General features: G+C 68.9%; 17 protein-coding genes. 8 read left to right on the top strand and 9 right to left on the bottom strand.

The window, feature by feature from the left end; all coding sequences use genetic code 11:
• From ABCR94_RS36985 to eccB, 9 genes are all read right to left on the bottom strand, one after another.
• Positions 1 to 953: serine/threonine-protein kinase (locus tag ABCR94_RS36985; protein WP_347125701.1), on the bottom strand; the 953-nt coding region annotated here is incomplete at its 3' end.
• 22 nt (positions 954 to 975) lie between these two features.
• The gene (locus ABCR94_RS36990) at positions 976 to 3,195 is read right to left on the bottom strand and encodes a serine/threonine-protein kinase (RefSeq protein WP_347125702.1); all 2,220 of its coding nucleotides are present in this window, start codon (positions 3,193 to 3,195) and stop codon (positions 976 to 978) included.
• Between the two features lie 6 nt (positions 3,196 to 3,201).
• Positions 3,202 to 4,122: a protein kinase family protein gene (locus tag ABCR94_RS36995; protein ID WP_347125704.1), complete on the bottom strand. Its 921-nt coding sequence runs from the start codon at positions 4,120 to 4,122 to the stop codon at positions 3,202 to 3,204.
• Between the two features lie 179 nt (positions 4,123 to 4,301).
• The gene (locus ABCR94_RS37000; protein WP_347125705.1) at positions 4,302 to 4,610 is read right to left on the bottom strand and encodes a WXG100 family type VII secretion target; all 309 of its coding nucleotides are present in this window, start codon (positions 4,608 to 4,610) and stop codon (positions 4,302 to 4,304) included.
• Between the two features lie 65 nt (positions 4,611 to 4,675).
• A complete protein-coding gene (locus ABCR94_RS37005; protein WP_347125707.1) occupies positions 4,676 to 5,035 on the bottom strand; it encodes a WXG100 family type VII secretion target in 360 nt (119 codons plus the stop codon).
• Positions 5,036 to 5,137: 102 nt separating this feature from the next.
• Complete coding sequence (locus ABCR94_RS37010; RefSeq protein WP_521978671.1) at positions 5,138 to 6,385, bottom strand: S8 family serine peptidase; 1,248 nt, start codon at positions 6,383 to 6,385, stop codon at positions 5,138 to 5,140.
• A gap of 1,787 nt (positions 6,386 to 8,172) precedes the next feature.
• Positions 8,173 to 8,646, bottom strand: coding sequence for a DUF2563 family protein (locus ABCR94_RS37015; protein ID WP_347125793.1), 474 nt, complete (start codon positions 8,644 to 8,646; stop codon positions 8,173 to 8,175).
• A gap of 169 nt (positions 8,647 to 8,815) precedes the next feature.
• A complete protein-coding gene (gene mycP, locus ABCR94_RS37020) occupies positions 8,816 to 10,066 on the bottom strand; it encodes a type VII secretion-associated serine protease mycosin (RefSeq protein ID WP_347125708.1) in 1,251 nt (416 codons plus the stop codon).
• Between the two features lie 14 nt (positions 10,067 to 10,080).
• The gene (eccB, locus tag ABCR94_RS37025; RefSeq protein WP_347125709.1) at positions 10,081 to 11,613 is read right to left on the bottom strand and encodes a type VII secretion protein EccB; all 1,533 of its coding nucleotides are present in this window, start codon (positions 11,611 to 11,613) and stop codon (positions 10,081 to 10,083) included.
• Between the two features lie 179 nt (positions 11,614 to 11,792).
• Here eccB and eccE point away from each other — a divergent pair, with 179 nt between their 5' ends.
• The 8 genes from eccE to ABCR94_RS37065 all read left to right on the top strand — a co-directional run bounded on the left by eccE (position 11,793) and on the right by ABCR94_RS37065 (position 23,481).
• Entirely contained in the window at positions 11,793 to 13,184 is a 1,392-nt protein-coding gene (gene eccE / locus ABCR94_RS37030) for a type VII secretion protein EccE (RefSeq protein WP_347125711.1), read from the top strand.
• Positions 13,181 to 13,900, top strand: coding sequence for a hypothetical protein (locus ABCR94_RS37035; protein WP_347125712.1), 720 nt, complete (start codon positions 13,181 to 13,183; stop codon positions 13,898 to 13,900). Before eccE ends, ABCR94_RS37035 begins: the two co-directional genes overlap by 4 nt.
• Before the next feature lie 161 nt (positions 13,901 to 14,061).
• Entirely contained in the window at positions 14,062 to 14,295 is a 234-nt protein-coding gene (locus ABCR94_RS37040; RefSeq protein WP_283515863.1) for a DUF397 domain-containing protein, read from the top strand.
• Positions 14,296 to 14,887: 592 nt separating this feature from the next.
• Complete coding sequence (locus ABCR94_RS37045) at positions 14,888 to 18,403, top strand: SCO5717 family growth-regulating ATPase (protein WP_347125714.1); 3,516 nt, start codon at positions 14,888 to 14,890, stop codon at positions 18,401 to 18,403.
• Positions 18,404 to 18,623: 220 nt separating this feature from the next.
• Positions 18,624 to 20,477, top strand: a complete 1,854-nt coding sequence (locus tag ABCR94_RS37050) for an ABC transporter substrate-binding protein (protein ID WP_347125716.1) — start codon at positions 18,624 to 18,626, stop codon at positions 20,475 to 20,477.
• A gap of 3 nt (positions 20,478 to 20,480) precedes the next feature.
• Entirely contained in the window at positions 20,481 to 21,551 is a 1,071-nt protein-coding gene (locus tag ABCR94_RS37055; RefSeq protein WP_347125718.1) for an ABC transporter permease, read from the top strand.
• Positions 21,548 to 22,495: an ABC transporter permease gene (locus tag ABCR94_RS37060; RefSeq protein WP_347125720.1), complete on the top strand. Its 948-nt coding sequence runs from the start codon at positions 21,548 to 21,550 to the stop codon at positions 22,493 to 22,495. The genes ABCR94_RS37055 and ABCR94_RS37060 overlap by 4 nt, the downstream gene beginning before the upstream one ends.
• Positions 22,492 to 23,481, top strand: coding sequence for an ABC transporter ATP-binding protein (locus tag ABCR94_RS37065; RefSeq protein ID WP_347125721.1), 990 nt, complete (start codon positions 22,492 to 22,494; stop codon positions 23,479 to 23,481). The genes ABCR94_RS37060 and ABCR94_RS37065 overlap by 4 nt, the downstream gene beginning before the upstream one ends.
• Positions 23,482 to 23,554 lie beyond the last annotated feature (73 nt).

A 23,554-nucleotide genomic window follows, 5' to 3' on the forward strand; every position in this document is an offset into this window, starting at 1 on the left:
CCGCCGACCGCGAGCGTGGTGAGTAGGCGCCGCCGCGACATGCGCTGAGCGGTGCCGGCTCCGGAAACAATCGTGGTCAGCTGCCGAACCGTGCGCTCTCGCTGTTTGATGTCGGTGGCGAGTGGGCCGTGGCGCCAGATGCGTTCCGCGCCCCGGGGCGGTGCGAAGGCTGTTGCCATCTGGCAGGGGGTAGGTCTGAAGGCCGGGTTCTTGCCGAGGCATGGGGCGATGAGCGGTCCAAGTTGCGCTGGTACGCGGCCCAGTTGAGCTTCACCGTGTACGACCTCGTACTGTACGGCCGCGACATGGCCGCCACTGAATGCCGGGGATCCACTGGCCGCGTACACCAGTACAGCCCCCAGCGAGAACACATCGGCGGGCGGGCCGACTCGTTGCCCGAGCGCCTGCTCGGGGGCGCCGTAGCCAGGGGTGACCGGAACCTGGCCCGTGGTGGTGAGGGTAAGGCCGTGCTCGGGGCGGGCGATACCGAAGTCGATGATGCGGGGACCGGCTGAAGTCAGCACAATGTTGGCGGGCTTGAGGTCACGGTGGACCAGGCCTGCCGTGTGAATGTCCATCAGTGTGCGGGCGAGCGCGGCGGCCAGGGCACGCACGGCCGTCTCATCGAAGGCGCCGTGGGCGCCGACAGCTTGGTCAAGAGTCGGCCCGGTCAGGAACTCGGTCGCCATCCACGGCCGTCCGCCTTCAGTCTGGGCGCCGAGGACGCGTGCCACGCCGGTGCTCGTGACGGCTTGCGCCATCTGAGCCTCGCGGACGAAGCGCTGGGCGAGGTTCTGGTCGTGGGCAAGCTCCGGTCTGAGGACCTTCACAGCGGCCGTGGCTCCGGCGCTGTCCTGCCCGAAGTACACCTTGCCCATGCCGCCTTCGCCCAGCACCCCGAGGAGGCGGTAGGGGCCGAGGCGGAGTGGGTCGCCGGTGCCTAGGGGGTCCATGGGGAAGCTGCTTTCTCTCGGTTCACTGAAGGGCGTAGCCGGTGATGAATTCGTCGCCCATGGCGATAATCCTTCTGGCATCGCCGATGGCGCTGTCGTGGGCGAAGAAACGGTCCTCAGTGGCTTCGTACGCCCGTCCCGTTCTGCCCGTGCCACCGTCCATGGTCCGGAGCTGCCCTGGGCCCTTGCTGTAGACGTTCTCAAAACCGTCGATGGCCACGGGCGGAGCGTCGAAGTCTGCTTCAGCGCCCCGGCCGCCCTTTTCCTCCCACTGCAGTTCTCCAGTCATGGGATCTACAGCCACCACGCCGAGTCCTTCCTCAACGGCGTACACGGCATGGGTTGTAGCCGTTGGTGGACCAGTACGGCGGGATCGCCCGTCCCCGAAGTTCCATTCCTCTTTGCCGTCGCTCAGGCGCAGGGCACGCAGCGCTCCCACCGGTGGATACACATAAAAAAGGTCCACCGCCAACTGGCCCTGGACATCGTCCGGCTCGGAGACAGCCATCGACTGCTCCCAACGGACGTTCCCTGTACGGGTGTCACGCACCGAGAGCCTGACCTTGCCGCCCGAGGTCTCCTGCAACAGTACGAGGTGCTTTTCCATGACTTGAGAGGCGAGGAAGTGCAGTCGCTGCGATGTGGCGGACCTCTGTGGCAGCGGCCGACGCCAGATTATTTTGCGCGTACGGGTGTTGACAGCCAGGAGAAACCAAGATTGGTCGCTCCTGAAACCGACGCCTTTTCCCGACTCCTTCCCCTGCCCGGCTGCGAGATACAGGACGCCGTCCGCGGCGCACAGCAGCTGGGTTCCCAGAAGCCTCCCGTTGAAGTCCTGAAACGTGACAAGAGGAGGGTCCAGGACCCCTCTGATGAGGTCGAACGACTTGATACTGAGGGGCCCGTCAGCGTCCGGGGGGAGTTCGCAGGTGTGTACCTGATCTCCATCGGTAACGCACTGGTGCGACAGGGCCTTACTGAGGGATGGGAACTCGACCCCACCACGCTCCCCATCGATGAAACGCACGCCATTGTCATCCGCGATGACGATCCATCCGACATACGTGAGAGGAACTGGCGGCACGATCGTGGATTTCGAAGTGCTGATGGGGAGCCGCCACAACCATTCCCCCTTCGGTGTCGCCGAAGCGCTGGTTGTCGCCCCGCCATTCGGCGCGCCTGTGCCGCTGTTCCGGGTGTTCCGCCCTCCGAGCCAGGCCCAGGCTCCCGTGCCGACCGCCGCCACCCCGAGGGTGGAACCTCCGCCCACCGTCAGTAGCTTGCGGCGGGACATTGCGGGTGGCGGGGGGACCGTCGACGGCTCCGGCAGTGTGTCCGCCGGGGGCAGGAGGCGGTGCGGCTGGATGTGCCAGACCTCTGCTGCTCTGCGGGTGATCTCGATGAGCAGAGCTTCGGGGAGATGACAGGCGAAGTCGGATGTACTGGTTGACAGTTGGGCCGCGAGCTCCACTGTCGTAGGGCGGTCCGCCGGGGCCTTGCTCAGGCAGCGGGCCAGCACTGTGGCCAGGGAGTCAGAGACACCTGTCAGATCCGGGTCCGCGTAGCGCACGCGGTACAGCAGGTCCGCCGGCTGGCCCGAGCCGAACGGGCCGTGGCCCGTTGCCGCGTGGACCAGTACGCCCGCCAAGGCGAAGATGTCGCCCGCGGAGGTGTGTTCCTGGCCGGTGGCCTGCTCCGGGGACATGAAGGCAGGGGTGCCGTCCGCCGCGCCGACCCGAGTCAGGCGGGCGTCACCGATGGCTCGGGCGATGCCGAAGTCGATGACCTTGGGGCCATCGGCAGTGATCATGATGTTGGACGGCTTGAGGTCGCGGTGGACCACTTCCGAGGCGTGGAGTTGGGCCAGTGCGTGGCACAGAGCGGCGCCCAGGGCGCGTACCGCCGGCTCGGGGAGGGGGCCTGCGAGCGCGACTGCGTCGTCCAGGGGCGGGCCCAGGATGTACTCCGTTGCCAGCCACGGCATTTCGGACAGCGGGGCCGCGTCGAAGACCTGGGCTCCATGTACGCCGCCGATCACACGGGCCGCGTCCACCTCCAGGCGGAAGCGGGTGCGGAAGGCGGGGTCGGTGGCGATGCGGGCGTGCATGGTCTTGAGCGCGGCGGTGCGGCCGGAGGACGAGCGGGCGAGGTAGACGGTGCCCATACCGCCGCTGCCCAGGCGGGCGATGAGGCGGTAGGTGCCGAGCTGCTGCGGGTCGTCGTGAGTGAGTGGGGAGAACATCGGCCGTCAGTCCAGGGCGCTAGGGGTGAGGGTGCGAGCGTGGGTGGGGAGTTCGGCGGCGAGGATCTCCGTCGACTGACGGGCCAGAGCCGCAACCACACGGGCGGGAAGGAGGGGCGGGGCAGCGGTGTCCAGGACCGTGGCCTGAGGGGCTGCGGAAAGCCCTGCTTCCGCAGGAGGAATCAGCTCGGCGGGGATCTGGTGCGCCTGAGGACGTATCCCGGCATCGCGAGCGAGGCAAGCCGTGATCAATCTGCGCAGAAACGCGGGGAGTTCGTCGCGCTCGGGGACCGCGTGTCCGGTGCTCGCGTACGAGAGCACCGCTCCCAAGGCGTAGATGTCACCGAGGGGGCGGGGACGGCCGCCTTGTGCCTGCTCCGGGGCGAGGCTGCCGGAGTCCAACCCGGGAAGCCCCGCCCGCTGTTCGCCGTCGGGCGCCGCGGAACGTACTGCGCCGAAGCAGCCCAGACGCGGACCTTCGGCTGTGAGCAATACGGCTGAAGGGGAGACCCCTGCGTGCGTCACACCCCGCGCATGGGCTGCGGCCAGCGATTCGGCCAGGGCAACGCCCAAGGAACGTACGCAGGACTCCGGAAGCGGACCGCCGTGTGCTTCCAAGGCTGCCGGCAAGGAGAGCGCGGGGACGTACGGGCTGGTGTGCCAGGGGAAGCCCGCCGTGCCACCGACCTGTGTGACGCGCTGCAGGCCAGGGACGGAGAGGCGGCGGGCCCCCTCCGCCTCGATCGACCAGCGGGTCGGGTCGGCCCCGATGCGCGGGACGCAGGCCAGGACCGTACGATCCCCGTCCGCGTGGCGCGCGATGTAGCGTCGCTCCGGGACCGCTCGCTCCGCGCTCTCCGCATCGAGCCGAGCCAAGGTGACGTACGGCCCTATCTGGGGCGGGTCGTCCTGGCGCAAGGGTTCCATACCTATTTCCCCATGGCGCTGAGCGTGAGCCCACCGAGTCCCAAGACCAGAGGGATGGCAGATACACGTACTCGTGGCCAATCGTGCGAAGCGGAGCGCAAAAGCCTACCCGCCTGAAGCTGAAAGAAGTCGCAGCAGAGGCTGGGTGGGCACCTCCCGCGCGTGCCCACCCAGTTGTCTCATGCTCCTGGGTGGAACCCCTGCCCACCCTTTTGATCCGCGCGGCGATAGGCCGCGGATGCCTCTGCGATCTGATTCGAGATCGTTGCGAGGGAAGCGTGAATTTCTGTAGCCTGCTTGTCCCAGTCCCTCTGAGCGATGTTGTACGCCTCCCGCGCCTCACCTTCCCAGAGCTCGGACACCGCGGAGATCTTCGCCTTGATGGCCTGAAGGCTCTCTTCGAGCCTCTTTCCCTGATTGCGGATTTCCAAAGCTGTTTCGTCCAGCTTCGCGTAGGTAACGACCAACGTGCCGTCGCCGTGCACCATGATGTCCTCCAGTAGCTAGTTCTGCTTTTGTGGTGCCTTGATTCGGATCAGTACGACTTCCAGTGTCAGTAGCCCCTGATGCTGGAGTTTGCCTTCTCCGCAGCGACGTCCCCCGAGTGACCGTCGGCCACATCGATTCCCTTCAAGGCTGCTGCGATCTCATCCTCGGTGTTACCAGAAATGGTACGAGCAGCCGCCATTGCTTCCTGGAAGTTCAGCAGCAGCTTTCCGATCTTCACCATATTGTTGTTGATCTTTGTTTGTGTGGCGTTGAACTGGTTGGCACCGATTCCCTGCCATTGCCCTTCCAGGCCGTCAATCGCCGCTTGCAGCTTGCGCAATTGGCTCTTGACGTTTTCGAAATTGCCGCCGAGTTCGTCTTCCAGATTCTTAAGAGCCTGGTCGTTTAGCTTCCGGACTGACATTGGGTGGTGTTCCTCTCTCAGGAGCTTCGTTGGACATGCATTTCACCGGTCGGTGCGTGAGCATCGGCGGTTGAAATTTGTGGGCGGGAGGGGCACGGGCAGTCATCCACTGCGGCGCCTGCGGGTTACGGCGAAAAGCCCGGCAGCGAGTACTGACACGGCTGCGGTCACACCGAGGATGAGAACCAGTCGGCTGCCGCCTTCGGCCTTCTCACTGGAGCCGGCCACGACTGCTTTGTCACCCGGCCTGCGCTGTGGCGTTTGTGGCGCGGCCGATGCGGAGGGAGCGGGAGAGCCTGAAGCCTTCTTATTGGCGAGGGGGTTCACGCCAGGAGCACCGGGATCCCCCTTACCGTCCAGAATTACCTGTCCTGGCCGGATCAGGCCATGGCCGAGGTAATTGCTGACGGTGCCCTTCTTCCAGTCCCGGCCGGCCGTGTCGAAGAGGACTCGGAGTACCTGGTTCGCGGTCCAGTCCGGGTGCGCGGACCAGATCAGGGCTGCGGAGGCAGAGGCGATCGCTGTGGCTGCGCTGGTGCCGCCGTCGCCGTCACAGTAGCTCTGGAAGTTCGCATCGCACCAGCGTGGAATATCGTTTCCAGGAGACGCGATGTCTACGAATTTTCCGTGCTCCGAGTAATCGGCCACCCGCCCTTTGCGATCGGCGGAGGCGACTCCGACGACCTGAGGATAGGCGGCGGGATACCCTGCCTTGTTGTCCTTCAACGCATCATTGCCGACACCAGCGAAGAGCAGCTTTCCCTTGCTCTGAGCATACTTCACGGCCTCCTGCTCTTTACGGCTCGCGAAGTCTCCACCGAACGACATATTGATGATCTGAGCTTCGCTGTCAGCCGCAGCACGAATAGCTTCCTCCGTACTCCACGCGTTCACCTTGCCCTTATGGGTAAACCCTTTAAGGACAACCCGCATGGGGACAATCTTAGCGTCGGCTGCCAGCCCTCGCAGCCCGCCTCCAGCGCCCGTTCCGGCGATCAGCTCGGCCATAGTGGTCCCATGCCCGCTGTAGTCGTCCGTGGCTTTCCCACCTGTTCCCGTAGCGTCAAGCCCCTGTAGAACCTGGCCCTTGAGGGAAGGGGTGGACGAATTCACGCCAGAGTCAATGACGGCGACTTTGACACCCTTACCCGTCGCGCTCTTCCACATCTCCTCGGCATGCATGGCGTCCAAGTACCACTGCTTCGATCGCACATCCGCCGCGACTGCCGCTGGGGCCAGTCCGGCGACGCCGATCGTCCACGCTCCCGCCAGGGCCAACGTGCAGGTCAGCCGCCACCGCGGAGTGTGTGGCGCGGAGCGCCTCCGCTCCTGGCTCGTGCTCACTGCCACCTGAATTCCGGACCTTTCCTGTGCTTAGTCGATCACCGGTGGTACGGAACCGCGTCTCCGCGCCGCCCATGTTTCTTCGTCTTCCGTCAGGTAGTCCGGACGGGCTGATCCGGTGCGCTCCTGCTCGCCCTCATTGGGTCGCCTCTGGCTTGGACGGCCCGCAATGAAGCCAGTGCCTCCGGCGGTGGAGCCCCCTGCGGCAGGCCGTGAGCCGGGGGCACCGCTACGAGTTGTACCGACCACTCCGTTCGAGCTGGGAGTGCCTCGGCCGGTGGGCCGGGGGGTGCCGTTCGCCGGGTTCGCCCCGATGACTCCGGACTGGCCCGGCCTCGTAGCGGAAGTACGGCCGGGGGGCGTCGTCTCGGCACCGATGACGGTGCCTCGTGGGAGGCGTGGTCCTGCGGAGCCCGAGACAGCGCGCTGCGGAGTGCCGCCCACAATGCCGTCGGAACGGCCGGCGCGGGGACTTGCAGGTCCGCCTGTACTGGCACGCCCTGCAATCGCTTGACCTCCCGTACTTGGCCGTCCGGCCATGGGGCTCTGGCCACCGGCCCCAGTAGCGTTTGGGCGGCCGGTCCCGGCGGCGCCACCGCCCGCAGATCCAGGCCGACCAGCCACGGGAGTCTGGCCTGCGGACCCTGGGCGTCCCGACGCCGCGCTACCACCCCCCGCACCTACCTGTCGACCAAGCGGTCCGCCTGCCCCGGCGCGTCCAGCCGCCGCAGGCCCGCCTCCAGTAGCTCCGGAGCGGCCGCCTGCGCCGACTCCCGGGGCACTGGATCTGCTCGATCCGAGCGCTGCCCGCGACGCCCCACCCTGCCCCGGGTTCACAAACCTGGGTACTGCCGGCGGAAGATGACCAGCAGGAGGGCCTGTGGGGCCGGTCGCAGGCGGGGGCGGTGTGCCGCCCGGCCCGGTGGTGGGGGCTGGCGGGGCGGCGACACCGTCGATCTCCATCGAAGTGTTCCGTTCCGACAGTGCCGTGGGCATACCGGCGGCCTCAGATCGAGGCACACCACCTGCACCAATGGCGTCAGTAGGTTCGGGTATCGCCTGCTGCCTGCTGGAACCCAACTGTTGCGGCAGCGCGCCGCCCGACGAATCACCGCTGGGCGCACTTCCTCCCGAGGTTGATCCCGAGTCGATTTCCTCCATCACCGGCCGCGGCACATCCGCCTTCAGCATCGCCGGAAACTTCGGCGGCTCCTGCCCTGCCAGCGTCTCCTCAGACACTGCGTAGAAGGACGCCAGGCGGTTCATCTGGTTGATGGCCTCCTGGCGGTCCTTCTCCACCTTCACTGCCTTCTGGTAATCCGGGTTGTCCTCGGTGCGCTCCGGGAGCTCGAAGTCGTCGGGGCGCTTCTGGACGAAGCGGCCGTCCCGGTCCGGCTTGGAGCTGCGTACCGAGGCCAGGCCCGTGCCCGCGACCGTGATCTGCGTGCCGGCAGTGTCCGCGAAGTCGCCCAGGCGGCCGGCGTGGGTGGCGAGTGAGAGGCCGAAGCGGCGAAACTCTGTGGCTGCCTCGCCCTTCCACTCCACACTCGTGACGTAGTCCTTGAGCTCTCGCCCGGCATCCCTGAGCCCGTCTCTGGCTTTCCAGAGTGCCGTGCCCGCGCTCTCCAGGTCCTCCGGGTTGGCGCTCTCGATCAGGTCGAGCATCTCGTTGAGGCGGCGGGCTTCGAAGTTGGTGCGGCCTGTACGCGACCCGCCGCTGCACGAGCCGGCGTCCGTCACATCGAGTTGGGCATCGACCCTTGCCCGGTCCTTCTTGCCCGGAGTCTCGTCACTCATCGGTACCCCCCGGACGTGGACTTCTCATCGTTGGTCTTCGGCGTCTCGGACTTGGCTTCCTTCTGCTGCTCGCGTTGCTCCCGCTGCGTCTCCTGCTCCTGGTCGAGACGTGCCAGGATCGAGTGGAACCTTTGCCGCAGGTCCTCCTCAAGGTTGTCGAAGCCAACCTCCGCACCGTGCACGGCAATGCTCAACAGCTCTATCTGGTCCCCGAGCGACCGGGAGAGTGTGACGAGCTCTTTGTGGACACGGTTGTACTGGCTGAAGAGCCCGTCCGCCTCGGTGAAAGACGCGTTGCCGCCGCTGAGCGACGCCCGGGAGATTCGCTGCGCGGCCACCTTGGTGCTGCCGCCCGCGCCGCCCTCGAAGTCCTTCAACAGCCCGTTCACACGCGTCTGGAACCGCTTCAGCGCGCCGACCCCCCGTTCGAGGTCGCTCCCCCCGCCCCTGCCCCCGCTTACATCGAGCATTGCGCTCGCGCCTCCCCGTTCCCCGTTCCCCGTTTGCGCAATCTGCTGCACATTGCGATCGCATTGACGCGAACGTCATTGATCACACGAGTGTCACTGTAGCCACTGACTGTGACAGTCCCAACTGCCATAACGCCCAGCCGACTTCTTCCATGAGTGACTTCAGGCACTACGTCCCGGACGCGCCCCGCCCCGCCCGCCGCCGTGCGTCGCGAAGGGCCACCGCACTGCCCGTGATCGCGGCCACCAGGACACCGCCGCCCACCACTACGTACGTGGCGAGGCGCGCCGTGCGCTCCTCCGGGGATTCCCCCAGATGGAGTTCGGCAGGTGTCGGCGCCTTCGCGCGGGTCACTCCCTCATGGGCGACCGGGCGATCGACGGGCTTGTCGTCCTCCGTCAGAGCACGTACCGGGTCGACCACGCCCCAGCCCACCAGACGGTCGTGGCCGGCCACCGATCGTTCCGCTGTCTGCTGGATTTGGGCGGTGATCTGCTGGTACGTCCAGTCCTGGTGCTTGCTTTTGATGAGTGCCGCGATGCCCGCGATGTACGGGGCGGAGAAGCTCGTACCGTTGTCGGCGCAGTGGCCGCCGCCCGGCACGGTGGAGATCATGTCGACGCCGGGGGCCGCGATGCCGACGAAGTCGCCGGACTGGGAGAACGCCGCGCGCTCGTTGTTACGGTCCGAGGAAGCTACGGCCAGCACACCTTTGTACGACGCCGGATAGGTCTCCTTGACGTTGCCGCCCAGGCCGTCGTTGCCTGCCGACGCGACGACCACGATGCCCTCGGCCAGCGCCGCGTCCACCGCCTGTTCGAGGATCGGCGTGGGCTTCACCGCGTTGGCGGTGTCCTGCGAGATGTTGATGACATGGGCGCGCGCCTGGATCGCGTAATTGATCGCAGCAGCAAGCGTTTTGGCCGTGCCGTTGCCCTCGGCGTCGTTCTGCTGGATGGGGATGATCGTCGCGTCGGGAGCCAGGCCGACGAAGCCGGTGCCCTTCGCCGGGCGCGCGGCGATGATGCCCGCGATCTTGGTGCCGTGGCCCACCGTGTCCGTGGTGCCGTTCTCCTTGCCGCGTTCGAGCTTGTCGCCGTTCTCGTCCTTGAGGCCCCTGGGCATCAGGTTCCGGCCGCTCTGGGCGTTCACCGCGCGCTTGAGCTGCGGGTTTCTGGTGTCCACGCCGGTGTCGATGACCGCGACCCGTACGCCCTTGCCGGTGGACTGCGTCCACAGCTCGTCGAGCAGTACGCGCTGCAGCGACCAGGGGCGGCCCTCGTACTTCTTGCCCGGGAAAGTGCACTCGGTGCTCGAATCCGCGGCCGCGACGGGCGCGGGCAGGCCGAGGAAAGTGATCGCGGTGGCGGCCGCGGTGGTGAGGAGGTGCCGGGGTGTCAGTGGGTGCGTACGTCTCATGCTCAGCCCGCCCCTCATGAGCCCTGCGGCTGGCGGGCCGCGCCGGTCGACAGACGCGGGCCGGTCGGCAGGAGTTGGGACCAGGTGGCGGGAATCGGCGCCGGAGCCACGTCCTTGTAACCGAGCCTGCCCTGCGCCTCCTGCGACTCCTGTTGCCGCGCCAGCTTCTCCTTCTTCGAGCCGGAGGAGCCGATGCCGGAGTCGTCCGTCGCGCTGTCTCCGTTGGACTGCATGGCATAGCGCAGCCCCGTGTCCGTGACGAGGAAGAGGAAACCGGAGTCCGTCCTGGAGCCCTGGAACTGACGGAACAGCTGGCCAGAACCGGGAGTTACGTAGGCGCTGCTCGATCCCGTCGGCAGTGTCTGCGGGAAGTCGGTGCCCGCCCAGGTGCTCAGGGTGGTCGCGCCGTTGTCCTCGTCGACTTCACGCAGGACGTTGCACACGGTGTTACGGCTGCCCTCGCCCTGGGTTGCCGAGTTGACCGCCACCGGGGAGTGCTGCGGCCAGTCCTTGTTCTGCCCGAACGGCCGGCCCGGCCGGAACAGAGCCGGGTTGACGGACTTCGCCCGGCCGTCCTTCGCCATGTCCGCCAGCGCCCGGCTGGTGAGCAGCAGCTTCGCGGTGAAGTCCGAGACCGGGGCGACCCGGCCCGCCAGGACCACGTACTGCTGACTCCTGGTCCCGTCGACGGCCTTGAGGACCGTGCCCACCTTGTTCAGATCGGGTCCCAGCTCACCTGGGGCGCCCGCGGCGACGCCGGGAGTGCCGGGGATCGTGGGGAACGCGATGGGGTCGCCCTTGTGGAGGGTGGCCAGCCAGGCGGCGGACACTCTTTGCGGGGTGCGGCGGTCGCCCACCAACTGACGCAGCAGCAGCTCGTCCTGGTCCACGGCGTACGCCTGGCCCGCGGCGTCCACGATGTAGCGGGTCCGGTCGGGGCCGGGGCCCTCGACGTACAACAGCTCACCACCAACGAGCCGTTCGGCGCCCTCGGTCTTCTTCCGCTCGCGCTCGGCGAGGACGAACGCCGCCTTCTGGATGGCCCTGCCGCCCGCGCCCGGTCGCTCACAGACCACCCAGCGCTTGGCGGCGGCGGCCTCCTTGCTGTCCGGCAGCCGGTCGGGGCCGTAGGGGATGCCGAGGGTGGCTCCGTGCGGGATCTTTCCGCTGTCGAGCACCGACTCGTCGACGTTGGTGACCTTGCCCTTGTCCAGGTCGAGGAGCAGCTTCGCGGAGGACATGTTCAGGACCGGGTGGAGCTGCGTCTTACCGTCTGTGTTCAACACCACGTACCGCGTGGTGGATTTGCTGGCGATAATGACGTTCTCGCCCGGCGTGTCCCACTGCTTGGGCGCGACCGGCTTGAACATCCCCCAGGCGCCGAAGGCCGCGAGGATCACCACGCCGACGATCGCGCCGGGCACCACCGCACGCAGCGGGCGCGGTGCGCCCTCCTCCGAGCCGGTCGAGTTGGGCTGTACGAACTGCGCGATCAACCTCCGCTTCGCGAAGGTATAGGCGTTGAGTTCGTCCCGTCGTGATGCCATCTGTCCGCTGTCTCCCCCACTGGACGGCCAGGTTCCCTCGACTCGCTGAAGGACCTGCCGTCGTACCGGACCCCCACTATGCACGCTGCGTATTCGGCCCGATCGCTCAGGTAGTGTGACCGCCCGGTCAACACCCAAGAGAAAACGGCAATTACGCACACGAGGGGGGCAACGCAGCGATGAGTACGGCGACGCGCCGGCGCACCGGCCGGACTACCGCGCGAGTGCCTGGGACTTCCCAACGGCAACGCAGCAACGGGCAGCCGGTACTCGCTCCGGCGAGAACCCCGGGCGCTCCGGGTTCTCTGCGGAACGTGCCATCGACGACGACTCCGCGCCCGCTGTCGCGCACCAGCCGCGTCGGCCCCTTCCAGTTGCGGCAGTTGGTCCTCGTCGAGGTGGCCCTCGCGACGGCCACGGTCGGGGTCGCGCTCGGCGGGCTCTGGCTGGTGCCCACCATCGCCGTCGCCTGCGCGCTGGTGCTGCTCGCCGTGATCCGGCGCCGCGGGCACGCCGTACAGGACTGGATGTCGACCGCTCTCGCCCTGCGCGCGCGCACCCGCACCGCCGGTCGGTCCGCTCAGGGTGCGCACCACGCCCAGGGCGCTCAGGACGTGGATCCGTCGCTGGCCCCGGTCGCCGAAAGTGTGCCGGGATTCGGTCCCTTCACCTATGTCGAACGGGACCGGCGCACCGTCGGGATGCTCGGCGACGGCACCTTCCTGACCGCGGTGGTACGGGTCGAGGCGAGCGGTGACGCGCTGCGCCCCGCGTTCGGCGCCCGGGCGCTCCCGCTGTCCCTGCTGGGCGGCGCACTCGAAGTGGACGACATCGTGCTGGAGTCGGTGCAGTTGGTGCAGCAGGTACGTTCGGCTCCCGCGCCGCACCTTCCGCAGCAGTCGGTGGCCCGGCTCTCGTACGCCCCCCTGCAGGAGCGGACCGGGGCGCCCGCGCTGCGGATGACGTGGGTGGCGGTGAAGCTGGATCCGGAGCTGTGCCGGGAGGCCGTCGAGGCCCGCGGCGGCGGCGTCGAAGGTGCCCAGCGCTGTCTCGTGCGGGTCGCGGACCATGTGGCGAGCCGCATCACCGGGGCCGGGTTCCGGACCGTGGTGCTCGACCAGGAAGAGCTGAACTCCGCCGTGGCGACCTCCGCCTGCGCCAGCCCGGTCCAGTCGGCCCGCGCGGGCCGGCCGGACACCGCGCCGCATCGGCGTACCTCGGAGACGGCGCGGGTGTGGCGGTGCGACGATCGCTGGCACACCACGTACGCGGTGGGCCGCTGGCCGGAGTTGGGCGTCGGCGCGACTCCGCTCCCCCAACTGGTGTCCCTGCTCACCGCCGTTCCCGCGTACGCCACCACATTCAGCCTCACCCTGCGGCGGGGCGCACACCGGGGGACGATGACCCTGGGCGGCCATGTACGCATCACCGGCGGGAGCGACACCGAACTGGTCGGTGTGCGCGGCGCGTTGGAGCTGGCCGCGCGGACGGCGAGGGTCGGCCTGGTGCGGCTGGACCGCGAACAGCTGCCCGGCGTGCTGGCCACGCTGCCCCTGGGAGGTGCGCGATGACGGCTCGGACCGCGGCGGCCCGCGGCCTGCGAGGCCTCCTCGGGCCGCGCCACGCGGGGCACACCGTCGACACGGATCTTCTGGACGCGCTCTCGTTGCCCGTCGGGGACGACGGCGTGGTGATCGGTGACGACGCGGAGGGACACCCGCAGTTGGTGGGGTTCCACCGTTCCACTCCGTACGACGTGCTGCTCATCGGCGGCCTGTGGACGGCGCAGGTGCTGGCGCTGCGGGCGGCGGGCACGGGCGCGCGGGTGGCGGTGGAAACGGGGCGCGCGCCCGGGTGGACCCGCCTGGCGCACGCCGCGGGCGCGGGACTGGAGTGCATCACGCTCCACGACGTGGGCCGGGTCCCCCCGATGGGGGCGACCGTGGGAAGCCCGGTGCTGGTGGTGCGCGACTGCGGGATGCGGCCGCCGCGGGGGCGCGTGGTCTCCGCGCCGTGGCAGTCGGTGCTGACCCTGCTCCCGTATGTCAGCCCGGTGGCACCCCGGTTGATGCGGGACTCCACCCTCGTGGGCGTCCAGCGCGTATCACCGGAGGAGGCGGAGCAGATCGGCCGGATCCTGGGGCTTTCCCGGGCCGAACGCGAGGCCCTGCCGACCCTGGCGGACGGTGTCACCCTGTGGTGCGCGGGACGTGAACGGCACTGGGTGATGACGAGCGCCACGGATGCCGAGTCGGGTCTGTTGGGTGTCGCCCGGCGGATGGACTGAGTCTCGGTGTCGGTGCGTCGGCCTCGGTGTCCGTGTCCGTCTCGCGGCCACTCTCTCGTGTGACTCTCCCCCGGAGGCCCGGGTCGCTGGCCTAGGATGCCCGAAGTGGTCTGAGTCGTACGGGACCTGTCGTACGCGGTTACCGGAAGGAAGCTTGACTGATGGGGAGCGCGCAGGAGAAGGAAGAGCTGTACGCCCTCGATATCTCTGGCATCGAGTGGCACAGCGCACCCGGCACGAGCGAGAACGAGGAACGGGTCGAGATCGCCTATCTGCCCGGCGGAGCGGTGGCCATGCGGTCGTCCGTGGATCCGGAGACCGTGCTGCGGTACACCGAGGCCGAGTGGCGTGCGTTTGTACTCGGGGCACGTGACGGGGAGTTCGACCTCCACTGACTCCACCGAGTGGAGCAGGCTGAGACGTACGGGCCGCAGCGGTCGGTGGTGACGCTGCGGCCCGCTGTGGGTCGGCAGAAAACCGAGACGTCGTTCGGGTTCGCCGACGCCCTCGCCGCACGGCACTTCCACAGTGCGTTCCCGGTGGGTATCGCGGTGGTTTTGCAGTGGGTATTGCGGTGGGTATTGCGGTGGCCGTCGGGTGCGCTCGCCGGTTCGCCATGACACAGACCACAGCCGCCGATACCGGATTGTTGAGCAGCGCTCCCGGGACGACCTGAGGCGCCCACATTTCGTGTGCATATGTACGGAACCGATCGCTTCGCCCCTCACGCTCTGCCGCCCTGCGGTCACTTGAGGACACTCGCGGGCACAGAGCGATGCACGGGACAGTTGTCGGTAGGCGGACGGGCCTGCTGCACTGACACTGCTGACGCTTAGGCTGGGAGCGTGCGCGGACCGTGCGTAGCAGGGGAACCCTGCGGGCAGGCGGTCCACGGCACACACGGGGAGAGCCGGGCGGATCGGACGACCAGAAACGGTCGCCCCCCCTACCACGGCACGAGGGTGTTCGACCACATCAGGAGGCAAAGTGAACGGCGAGCGGAACGAGAATCGCGGGGGCTGGAACACGCCCGTCGACGATCAGTCCGACGCGGAGCCCGAGATGACGGGTGAGTTCACCATCGACTACACCCCTCCTGCTTGGTATACGCAGAATGCGTCAGGGGGTGCGGGAAGTGCGTCGAGCACGCCTAGCGCGCCGAGTACGCCTGTGCCCCAGAGCGCCACGCCGCCTCCCGCACCGCCGGCCGGGAGTCCGGTAGCTGTGCCGGGCCTGCCGGTGGGCAGTGGCTTCGAGCCCCATTGGGCTCAGCCGTCCCAGGCGCCACAAGCACCTGCACCCGCACCTACACCTGTGTCCGCCCCCGCGTCCGTACCTGCTCCTTTCACTCCTCCGGCTGCCGCGCCGGATCCCTTCGGGGGCGGTGACCTGGAGAGCGGCGCCACCATGCGCTTCAACCCTGCGGCGCTGAAGCGCGAGATGAATGAGCGTGCTGCCGCCGAGGCTGGGCCCTCGACCGGGCGCGCCGAGCCGAGCCGGGACGACGCCGCCGTGCCTGCGGCCGCGCCCGCCAACGGGGTGGACATTACGGATAGTTCGTCGAAGCCGGAGGTCGAGGCCGACCCGGTCGACGTGGCGGATCCGGATGCCGGCTCCGCCGCGGAGCCGTTGGCCGAGGTCGAGGTCGAGGTCGAAGTACGGGGCGAGGACTCCTCGACCGCCGAGGCGGCGGACGAGGCCGACGCGGGCTCGGACGTCGAGAACGAGGTCGAGAACAAGGTCGAGGTCGAGGTCGAGGCGGGCGCCGTGGCTGAGGCCGCGGAACTGGATGAGACCAGGACGCCCGACTCCGTGCCCGCGACAGCAGCCACGGACGAGAGCGCCGAAGGCGTCGAAGGCTCCGAGGACCGCGAGGGCGGCGCCACGGACGCAGGCGTGGACGAGGTGCACGACGCAGTACGTGCCGAGGAGCCGGCCGACTCCGTTCCCGTCGACGAGATCACGGACGCCGCTCCTCAGGACGCCCCGCCCGTCGGCGAGCCCCAGGGCACCCGGCCCGCCGGGGCGCAGCCCTGGTCGCCCCCACCGGCCCCACGAAACGGTCTGCCGCCGCTGCCCCCCGCCTTCCAGGCCGCGGCGCCGACCTCGGCCCCGCAGTGGCCGGTCACGCCGCCGGCGGTCGAGCCGCCCGCTCCGCAGCCCCAGGGCGGCCCGGCTGCCTGGACGACTCCGGCGCCGGCGCCCACCCCGACTCCGTCGAGCGAGGCGTCGAGCTCCCCGCAGCCGGCCGCTCCGCAGAGCGGGTATGCCTTCCCGCAGCCCGGCGCCCCCGCTCCGGGCGCCCCGCTGCCTTCTCCCCAGGACGGGTACGGATTCCCGCAGCCCGTGGCCGCCGCGCACCCCGAGGCACCGACGCCCCCGGCTCCCCAGGCACCGCAGCCGCAGCAGGGTGGCTACGGCTTCCCCCGGCCCGACGCCACGACGCCCCCGGCTCCGCAGTCGGCGCAGGGCGGCTACGGATTCCCGCAACAGCCGCAGCCCGGCGCCCCGAATGCACCGCAGCCGCAGACCCCGCAGCCCCTGGGACCCCAGGGGCACCAGGGTGGCTACGGCTTCCCCCAGCCCGGCGCGCCCGTGGCCGCCGCGCAGCCCCCGGCACCGCAGCCTCCGCAGAGTGGGTACGGGGTCCCGCAGCCCGGCGTACCGCAGCAGCCGCAGCCCGGCGCGCCCGCGCCTCAGGCCCCGCAAGCCCCGCAAGGTGGGTACGGGTTCCCCCAGCAGCCGCAGCCCGGCGCCCCGGCGTCCAACCTGCCCGCGCCCCTCGCACCGCAGCAGCAACACCTGCCCGCACAGCAGCAGCCTCCGCAGCAGCCGCACGCCCAACCGCAGGCGCAGCCACAGCAGCCGCACCAGCAGATGCCGCAGCAGGAAGACCCGGCCGCGCCTGTCGACCCGCGCGCCGGTGCCGCCTGGCCGACGCCCGTCGCGCACGACCAGCGCCAGCGCTCCGTGCCCGGCGCCCCGCTGGGCTACACGGCCGCCGTAGAGCTGTCCTCCGACCGCCTCCTGCGCAACAACAAGCCGAAGCCCAAGAGCAGCCGCAACTCCTCCGCAGGCAGCCGCTTCAAGATCGGCGGCAAGAAGGAGGAGGCCGAGCGCCAGCGCAAGCTGGAGCTGATCCGTACACCCGTCCTGTCCTGCTACCGGATCGCGGTCATCAGCCTCAAGGGCGGCGTCGGCAAGACCACGACAACGACCGCGTTGGGCGCGACCCTGGCCACCGAGCGGCAGGACAAGATCCTGGCGATCGACGCCAACCCGGACGCCGGCACGCTCGGCCGCCGCGTGCGACGCGAGACCGGGGCCACCATCCGTGACCTGGTCCAGGCGATCCCGTACCTCAACAGCTACATGGACATCCGCCGCTTCACCTCACAGGCGCCCTCCGGTCTGGAGATCATCGCCAACGACGTCGACCCGGCGGTCTCCACGGCCTTCAACGACGAGGACTACCGGCGCGCGATCGGTGTGCTCGGCAAGCAGTACCCGATCATCCTCACCGACTCCGGTACGGGCCTGCTCTACAGCGCGATGCGCGGAGTCCTGGACCTCGCCGACCAGCTGATCATTGTCTCCACGCCGTCCGTGGACGGCGCGAGCAGCGCGAGTACGACGCTCGACTGGCTCTCCGCGCACGGTTACGCCGACCTGGTCGCGCGTTCCCTCACCGTCATCTCCGGGGTCCGCGAGACCGGCAAGATGATCAAGGTCGACGACATCGTGCAGCACTTCGAGACGCGCTGCCGCGGCGTGGTCGTGGTGCCGTTCGACGAGCACCTGGCGGCGGGCGCCGAGGTTGATCTCGACATGATGAGGCCGAAGACGCGCGAGTCGTACTTCCACCTCTCCGCACTGATCGCCGAGGACTTCGTACGGGCTCAGCAGCAGCAGGGGCTGTGGACCGGCGACGGCAGCAACCCGCCGCCGCACCAGGCGCCACCGCTGCCGGGACAGCAAGCACCGGCCCAGCAGGCGCCGGGACAGCAAGCACCGGGGCAGTACGCCCCTGGCCAGCCCATGCCGGGCCACTATGCGCCCGGTCAGCCCATGCCCGGCCAGCAGCAGCCGCCGTACGCACCACAGCAGCCCCACCCACAGCACCCGCAGCACCAGGAGCACCCCCACCAGCCGTACGGCGCTCAGCAGCCCCCGCCACAACAGCAACAGCCGCACCCGCACCCGCAGGGAGCCCATCCGCAGCAGCCGCCCCAGGGCTGGCAGCAGCAACACCCCGCCCCCGGTCAGCCGGCCCCGCACCCCGCGGGCCAGCCGCAGATTCAGCCCGGTCAGCCGTACCAGCCGGGCCAGCCGATGGGGCAGCCACCTCATTCGGCCCAGCCCCAGCAGCCCGGCCAGCCGGGGCAACCTGAACTTCAGGGCCCCGTCCCGCCCGCCGGCCGACCCCAGCAACACCCTCACCAGCAGCCCCAACAACCGTCCCACCAGCAGCCGCCACAGGCTCCGCCAGCCCCTCAGCAGTAGGCTTACAAGGGTCTAGACCAATAAGGGCCCGCACCGTCTCCACGGTGCGGGCCCTTCGTCATTCCCGTCACTGCCGACACCGGCATTCCCGCAGTACACACCAGGTTTTGAGCATCGTTGACGCGACCGGACCGGCGCTGATAAACCTTCGCATCACCAGCTGGCGCACCGAGATCAACCCGCCCTCCCCGTGCGAGTGATGACGCGAGGTCACCGTCCCATGGTCCAAAAGATTGCGCGCAGTACCCGGCAATGTCCCCGTATCCGTACTCTCCTGGCCGTGGGCGCCACCGCCCTCACCCTGGCCGCATCGGCCGCGACTCCGCTCAATCCTGCTCCTCGCCAGGCCGCCGCGGCCGAGGGCGACGGCAAGCAGGTGCTGACTGTCGCGGTCGCGCAGAGCGTCGATTCGCTCAGCCCGTTCCTGGCCCAGCGACTGGTCTCCACGAGCGTCCACCGGCTCGTGTACGAGTACCTGACGAACTACGACGCCAAGGACAACCACGCGATTCCCGGTCTGGCCACCGCCTGGAAGCCGTCGCCGGACAAGCTGACGTGGACATACACGATCCGCGACAACTCCAAGTGGTCCGACGGCAAGCAGGCCACCGCCGAGGACGCCGCCTGGACGTTCAACAAGATGATGAACGACGACGGCGCCGCCACCGCCAACGGCAGCTTCGTCGCGAACTTCAAGAAGGTCACCGCACCGAGCCCCACCGAGCTGGTCATCGAGCTGAAGAAGCCGCAGGCCACCATGGCGGCGCTCGATGTGCCGATCGTGCCCAAGCACGAGTGGGAGAAGGTCGGGGACTTCTCGAAGTTCAACAACGACAAGAAGTTCCCGATCGTCGGCAACGGGCCGTTCATCCTCACCGACTACAAGGTCGACCAGTACGTCAAGCTCAAGCCGAACAAGCAGTTCTGGCGCGGGGCGCCCAAGTTCGACGAGCTTGTCCTGAAGTACTACAAGGACGGTGACGCGGCGGTCGCCGCACTCCAGAAGGGCGAGGTGTCCTTCGCGGCCAACCTCACCCCCGCCCAGGCCGCCGCCCTCGGCAAGGCCAAGAACATCAAGGTCAACGACGCGCCGGGCCGCCGCTTCTACGCACTCGCCACCAACCCGGGCGCCCAGGCGAAGGACGGCAAGAAGTTCGGCAACGGCCATCCCGCCCTGCTCGACCCCAAGGTCCGCGAGGCCCTCTTCGCGGCCACCGACCGCAAGACCATCATCGACAAGGTCTTCCAGGGCCACGCCGTCGAGGGCGAGGGGTACATCCCGCCGCGCTTCTCGACGTACTACTGGCAGCCGGCCGGGGACCAGAAGATCGCCTACGACCCGGCGAGGGCCGCTCAGCTCCTCGACGAGGCGGGCTACAAGAAGAACGGCGCCGGAAAGCGCGTCGGGAAGAACGGCAAGGCCCTCGACTTCCGCATCCTGTGCCACGCCACCGACCCGAACGACAAGGCCATCGGCAAGTACCTGCAGGAGTGGTGGGGCGAGCTGGGCATCGGCCTCAAGGTCAACTGCCTGGACAACGTCTCCGACCCGTGGCTGGCCGGCGAGTACGACCTGGCCTTCGACGGCTGGTCCGTCAACCCTGATCCGGACTTCGTCCTCTCCATCCACACGTGCGGTGCGCTGCCCGCCACGCCCAAGGACACCGGCTCCACGGACAACTTCATCTGCGACAAGAAGCTCGACGAGCTCTACGCCAAGCAGACGGCCGAGTACGACGAGACGAAGCGCGCCGATCTCGTCAAGCAGCTCCAGTCGAGGCTGTACGACACCAAGTACATGAATGTCATGGCATATCCCAACGCGGTCGAGGCGTACCGTACCGACCAGATCAAGTCGATCACGACCATGCCATCGGCCGCGGGCAACCTCTGGGGTCAGGACGGGTACTGGAGCTGGTGGTCGGCCGTACCTGCGGACCGTGCGAGCTCCGACGAGGACAGCGGGTCCTCCACGGGGCTCTTCGTCGGTATCGGCGCGGCCGTCGTCCTCGCCGCCGGGCTCGGGCTCTTCTTCGCCCTGCGCCGCCGTTCCACCGCGGAAGACCGTGAATAGTCCATGAGCACTGCGAGCACCACCCCCCTCGTGGAGGGGACGGCCGAGGGACCGGTCCCGGTGAAGACCGGCCCCTCGGGCCCCCGCGCCCGCAACGCGGGTGCCTACCTGGTGTACGTCGCCGGGAAACTGGGCGGCGCGGCCGTCTCGCTCTTCGCCGTCCTCGTCACCAGCTTCTTCCTGTTCCGGATCATCCCGGGCGACCCGGTGCGCACCATGACCCAGGGCCGCCAGGTGTCCGCCGAGCAACTCGCCTCACTGCGCGCCCAGTTCGGCCTCGATCTGCCGGTGTGGCAGCAGTTCACCGACTACTGCGGCAAGGCGCTCACCGGCGACCTCGGCACCTCGTACCAGTTCCACGCGCCCGTCAGCGACCTGATCGTCGAGAAGCTGCCCGCGACGCTGCTGCTGACCGGTGTCGCCGTCGTCATCTACTCGATGCTCGGCCTGTGGCTCGGCACGCGCTCCGCGTGGCGGCACGGCGGACTCGGCGACAAGATCAGCACGGGGGTGGCGCTGACCCTGTGGTCCGTGCCGTCCTTCTGGCTCGGACTGCTGCTGATCATCACATTCTCGGTGGGCATCGGGCCGATCCCCGGGATGTTCCCGACGGGCGGCATGGAGTCCGGCGACGAGACCGGTCTCGCGTACGTCGTCGATGTCGCGCACCACCTGGTGCTGCCGGTGCTGACGCTGGTCGCCGTCGGGTACGCCCAGACGCTGCTGGTCATGCGGTCGTCGCTGCTGGACGAGATGGGCAGCGACTATCTGACGACGGCGCGCGCCAAGGGGCTGCGCGACGACGCGGTGCGGCGCCGGCACGCCGTACCCAATGCCCTGCTGCCGACCGTCACCATGGTCTTCATCAACTTGGGCCATGTGGCGGCCGGTTCGATCCTCGTCGAGACGGTCTTCTCCTGGCCGGGGCTCGGCGGGCTCTTCTACCAGGCGCTGAGCGTGCCAGATCTGCCGCTGGTGCAAGGGCTCTTCGTGGTCTTCGCCGGAGCGATGATCGTCATGAATCTCCTCGCCGACCTGCTCTATCCGCTGCTCGATCCCCGGGTGGGCCGATGACGACCACGAAGAAACCTGCCGAGGGTGCTGCGGAGGGCGCTGCGGAGAAGGCCACCACGGCCCGCTCCCTGGCCTGGGTGCGGCGCCGCCATTCCGTGGCCCGGTTCTGGCGCTCGTACCGCAAGCAACGGGCCGGACTCCTCGGCCTCTGCGCCCTTGTCCTGATCGCCCTGATCGCGCTCGCCGCCCCGCTGCTCGCCGGCGGGGACGTACAGAGTGTGACGAATGCGCCCGGTACGGCGCTGGAGTCGCCGAGCGGCGAATTCCCGCTCGGGACCGACCAGTTCGGCCGTTCCCTGTTCGGGCTGCTGATCTGGGGAGCGCGGATCTCGCTGACCGTGGGCCTGCTGGCCGCCGCACTGTCGGTGGCCATCGGTACGCTTGTCGGCATCATCTCCGGGCACTTCGGGGGCTGGTTCTCGACCGTGCTCATGCGGATCACCGACTGGTTCCTGGTGATGCCGACCCTGGTGCTCGCGATCGTGCTGGCCACCGTGATGTCACGCAGCGTGTGGACGGTGATCCTGGCGATCGGCGTCACCAGCTGGCCGACGACGGCCCGGCTGGTGCGGGCGCAGACGCTCGCCGTCGAGTCGCGTCCGTACATCGAGCGGGCGACGGCACTCGGCGGCGGCCACGGCCACATCATGAGCCGCCATGTGCTGCCCAATGTCATGCCGCTGGTCCTCGCTCAGACCACGCTCGGCATCTCCAACGCCATCCTCACCGAGGCAACGCTGGCCTTCCTGGGCCTCGGCGACCCGACTGTCGTCTCGTGGGGCGGCATGCTCCAGGACGCGCGGGAGGCGGGTGCGGTCAGCTCGGGCCACTGGTGGTACCTGGCGCCGCCCGGCATCGCCATCGCGGTCGTCGCGCTCGCCTTCACGCTCTGCGGGCGCGCGGTGGAGTCCGTACTCAATCCAAAGCTGGGGGCCACCCGTTGAGCACACCGACCACACGGAGTCCGCTGCTCGAAGTGAAGGACCTGCACGTCATATACGGCGTGGGGACCCTGGCCGTACGCGGTGTGGACCTGAGCGTCGCCGCCGGGCAGAAGCTGGGCATCGCGGGCGAGTCCGGATGCGGAAAGTCGACGCTGGCGCTCGCACTGCTGCGGCTGCTGCCCGCCTCAGCCCGGGTCAGTGGCGAGATCCTGCTCGACGGTGAGGACGTCCTCACCATGAAGTGGGGCAGGCTGCGGGCCGTGCGGTGGGTGGGGGCCTCGATCATCTTCCAGGGCGCGATGCACTCGCTCAACGCGGTGCATCGGGTCGGTGACCAGATCGCGGAACCGATTCTGCTGCACCAGAAGTCCACTCCGGCCGCCGCGCGCAAGCGGGTCGCCGGGCTGCTGGAGCAGGTGGGGTTGCCCGGCTCACGCGCCGAGGCGTATCCGCACGAGCTGTCCGGCGGGCAGCGGCAGCGGGTGATGATCGCGATGGCGCTGGCCTGTGATCCCCGGCTGATCGTCGCCGACGAGCCGACCACCGCGCTCGATGTGATGATCCAGGCCCAAATCCTGCGGCTGATCGAGCAGTTGGTGGCCGACCAGGACATCAGCCTGCTGATGATCAGTCACGACCTCTCGGTACTGGCCGACACGTGCGACCGGCTCGCCGTCATGTACGCGGGGCGGATCGTCGAGGAGGGCCCGGCCCAACAGGTGTTCGCGGAGGCACAACATCCCTACGGCGTGGCGCTGTCCGCGGCGTTCCCCCGGATCGGCGACCCGGCTTCACGGCGGGCGCCGCGGGGGCTGCCGGGCGATCCGCCGGATCCGGCCGACCTGCCGGGCGGTTGTACGTTCCACCCTCGGTGCCCGGTGGCGCTGGATGTGTGCGCCACGGAGGACCAGGTGCTGCGGGTGGCCGGGGCGGGGCGGCGGGCGGCCTGCGTGCGGGTGGATGCGGATGCGGCGCGGCCGTCGTGACCGGGGATGTTCCCCTACCCGCCCCTTCCCGCAACTGGGGGCAAGCCCCCAGACCTCCCGGACGCCCTTCGGG

Origin of the sequence: Streptomyces changchenzhani, assembly GCF_039766235.1 — a bacterium.
Classification (GTDB): Bacteria; Actinomycetota; Actinomycetes; order Streptomycetales; family Streptomycetaceae; genus Streptomyces.

Bases quoted from the DNA above. Each gene is read 5' to 3' on its own strand.
- ABCR94_RS37040 (WP_283515863.1), top strand. From the start codon at position 14,062: ATGGGGAGCGCGCAGGAGAAGGAAGAGCTGTACGCCCTCGATATCTCT.
- mycP (WP_347125708.1), bottom strand. From the start codon at position 10,066: ATGAGACGTACGCACCCACTGACACCCCGGCACCTCCTCACCACCGCG.
- ABCR94_RS37050 (WP_347125716.1), top strand. From the start codon at position 18,624: ATGGTCCAAAAGATTGCGCGCAGTACCCGGCAATGTCCCCGTATCCGT.
- ABCR94_RS37060 (WP_347125720.1), top strand. From the start codon at position 21,548: ATGACGACCACGAAGAAACCTGCCGAGGGTGCTGCGGAGGGCGCTGCG.
- ABCR94_RS37005 (WP_347125707.1), bottom strand. From the start codon at position 5,035: ATGTCAGTCCGGAAGCTAAACGACCAGGCTCTTAAGAATCTGGAAGAC.
- ABCR94_RS36990 (WP_347125702.1), bottom strand. From the start codon at position 3,195: ATGTTCTCCCCACTCACTCACGACGACCCGCAGCAGCTCGGCACCTAC.
- ABCR94_RS37035 (WP_347125712.1), top strand. From the start codon at position 13,181: ATGACGGCTCGGACCGCGGCGGCCCGCGGCCTGCGAGGCCTCCTCGGG.
- ABCR94_RS37015 (WP_347125793.1), bottom strand. From the start codon at position 8,646: ATGCTCGATGTAAGCGGGGGCAGGGGCGGGGGGAGCGACCTCGAACGG.
- eccB (WP_347125709.1), bottom strand. From the start codon at position 11,613: ATGGCATCACGACGGGACGAACTCAACGCCTATACCTTCGCGAAGCGG.
- ABCR94_RS37000 (WP_347125705.1), bottom strand. From the start codon at position 4,610: ATGGTGCACGGCGACGGCACGTTGGTCGTTACCTACGCGAAGCTGGAC.
- eccE (WP_347125711.1), top strand. From the start codon at position 11,793: ATGAGTACGGCGACGCGCCGGCGCACCGGCCGGACTACCGCGCGAGTG.
- ABCR94_RS36995 (WP_347125704.1), bottom strand. From the start codon at position 4,122: ATGGAACCCTTGCGCCAGGACGACCCGCCCCAGATAGGGCCGTACGTC.
- ABCR94_RS37055 (WP_347125718.1), top strand. From the start codon at position 20,481: ATGAGCACTGCGAGCACCACCCCCCTCGTGGAGGGGACGGCCGAGGGA.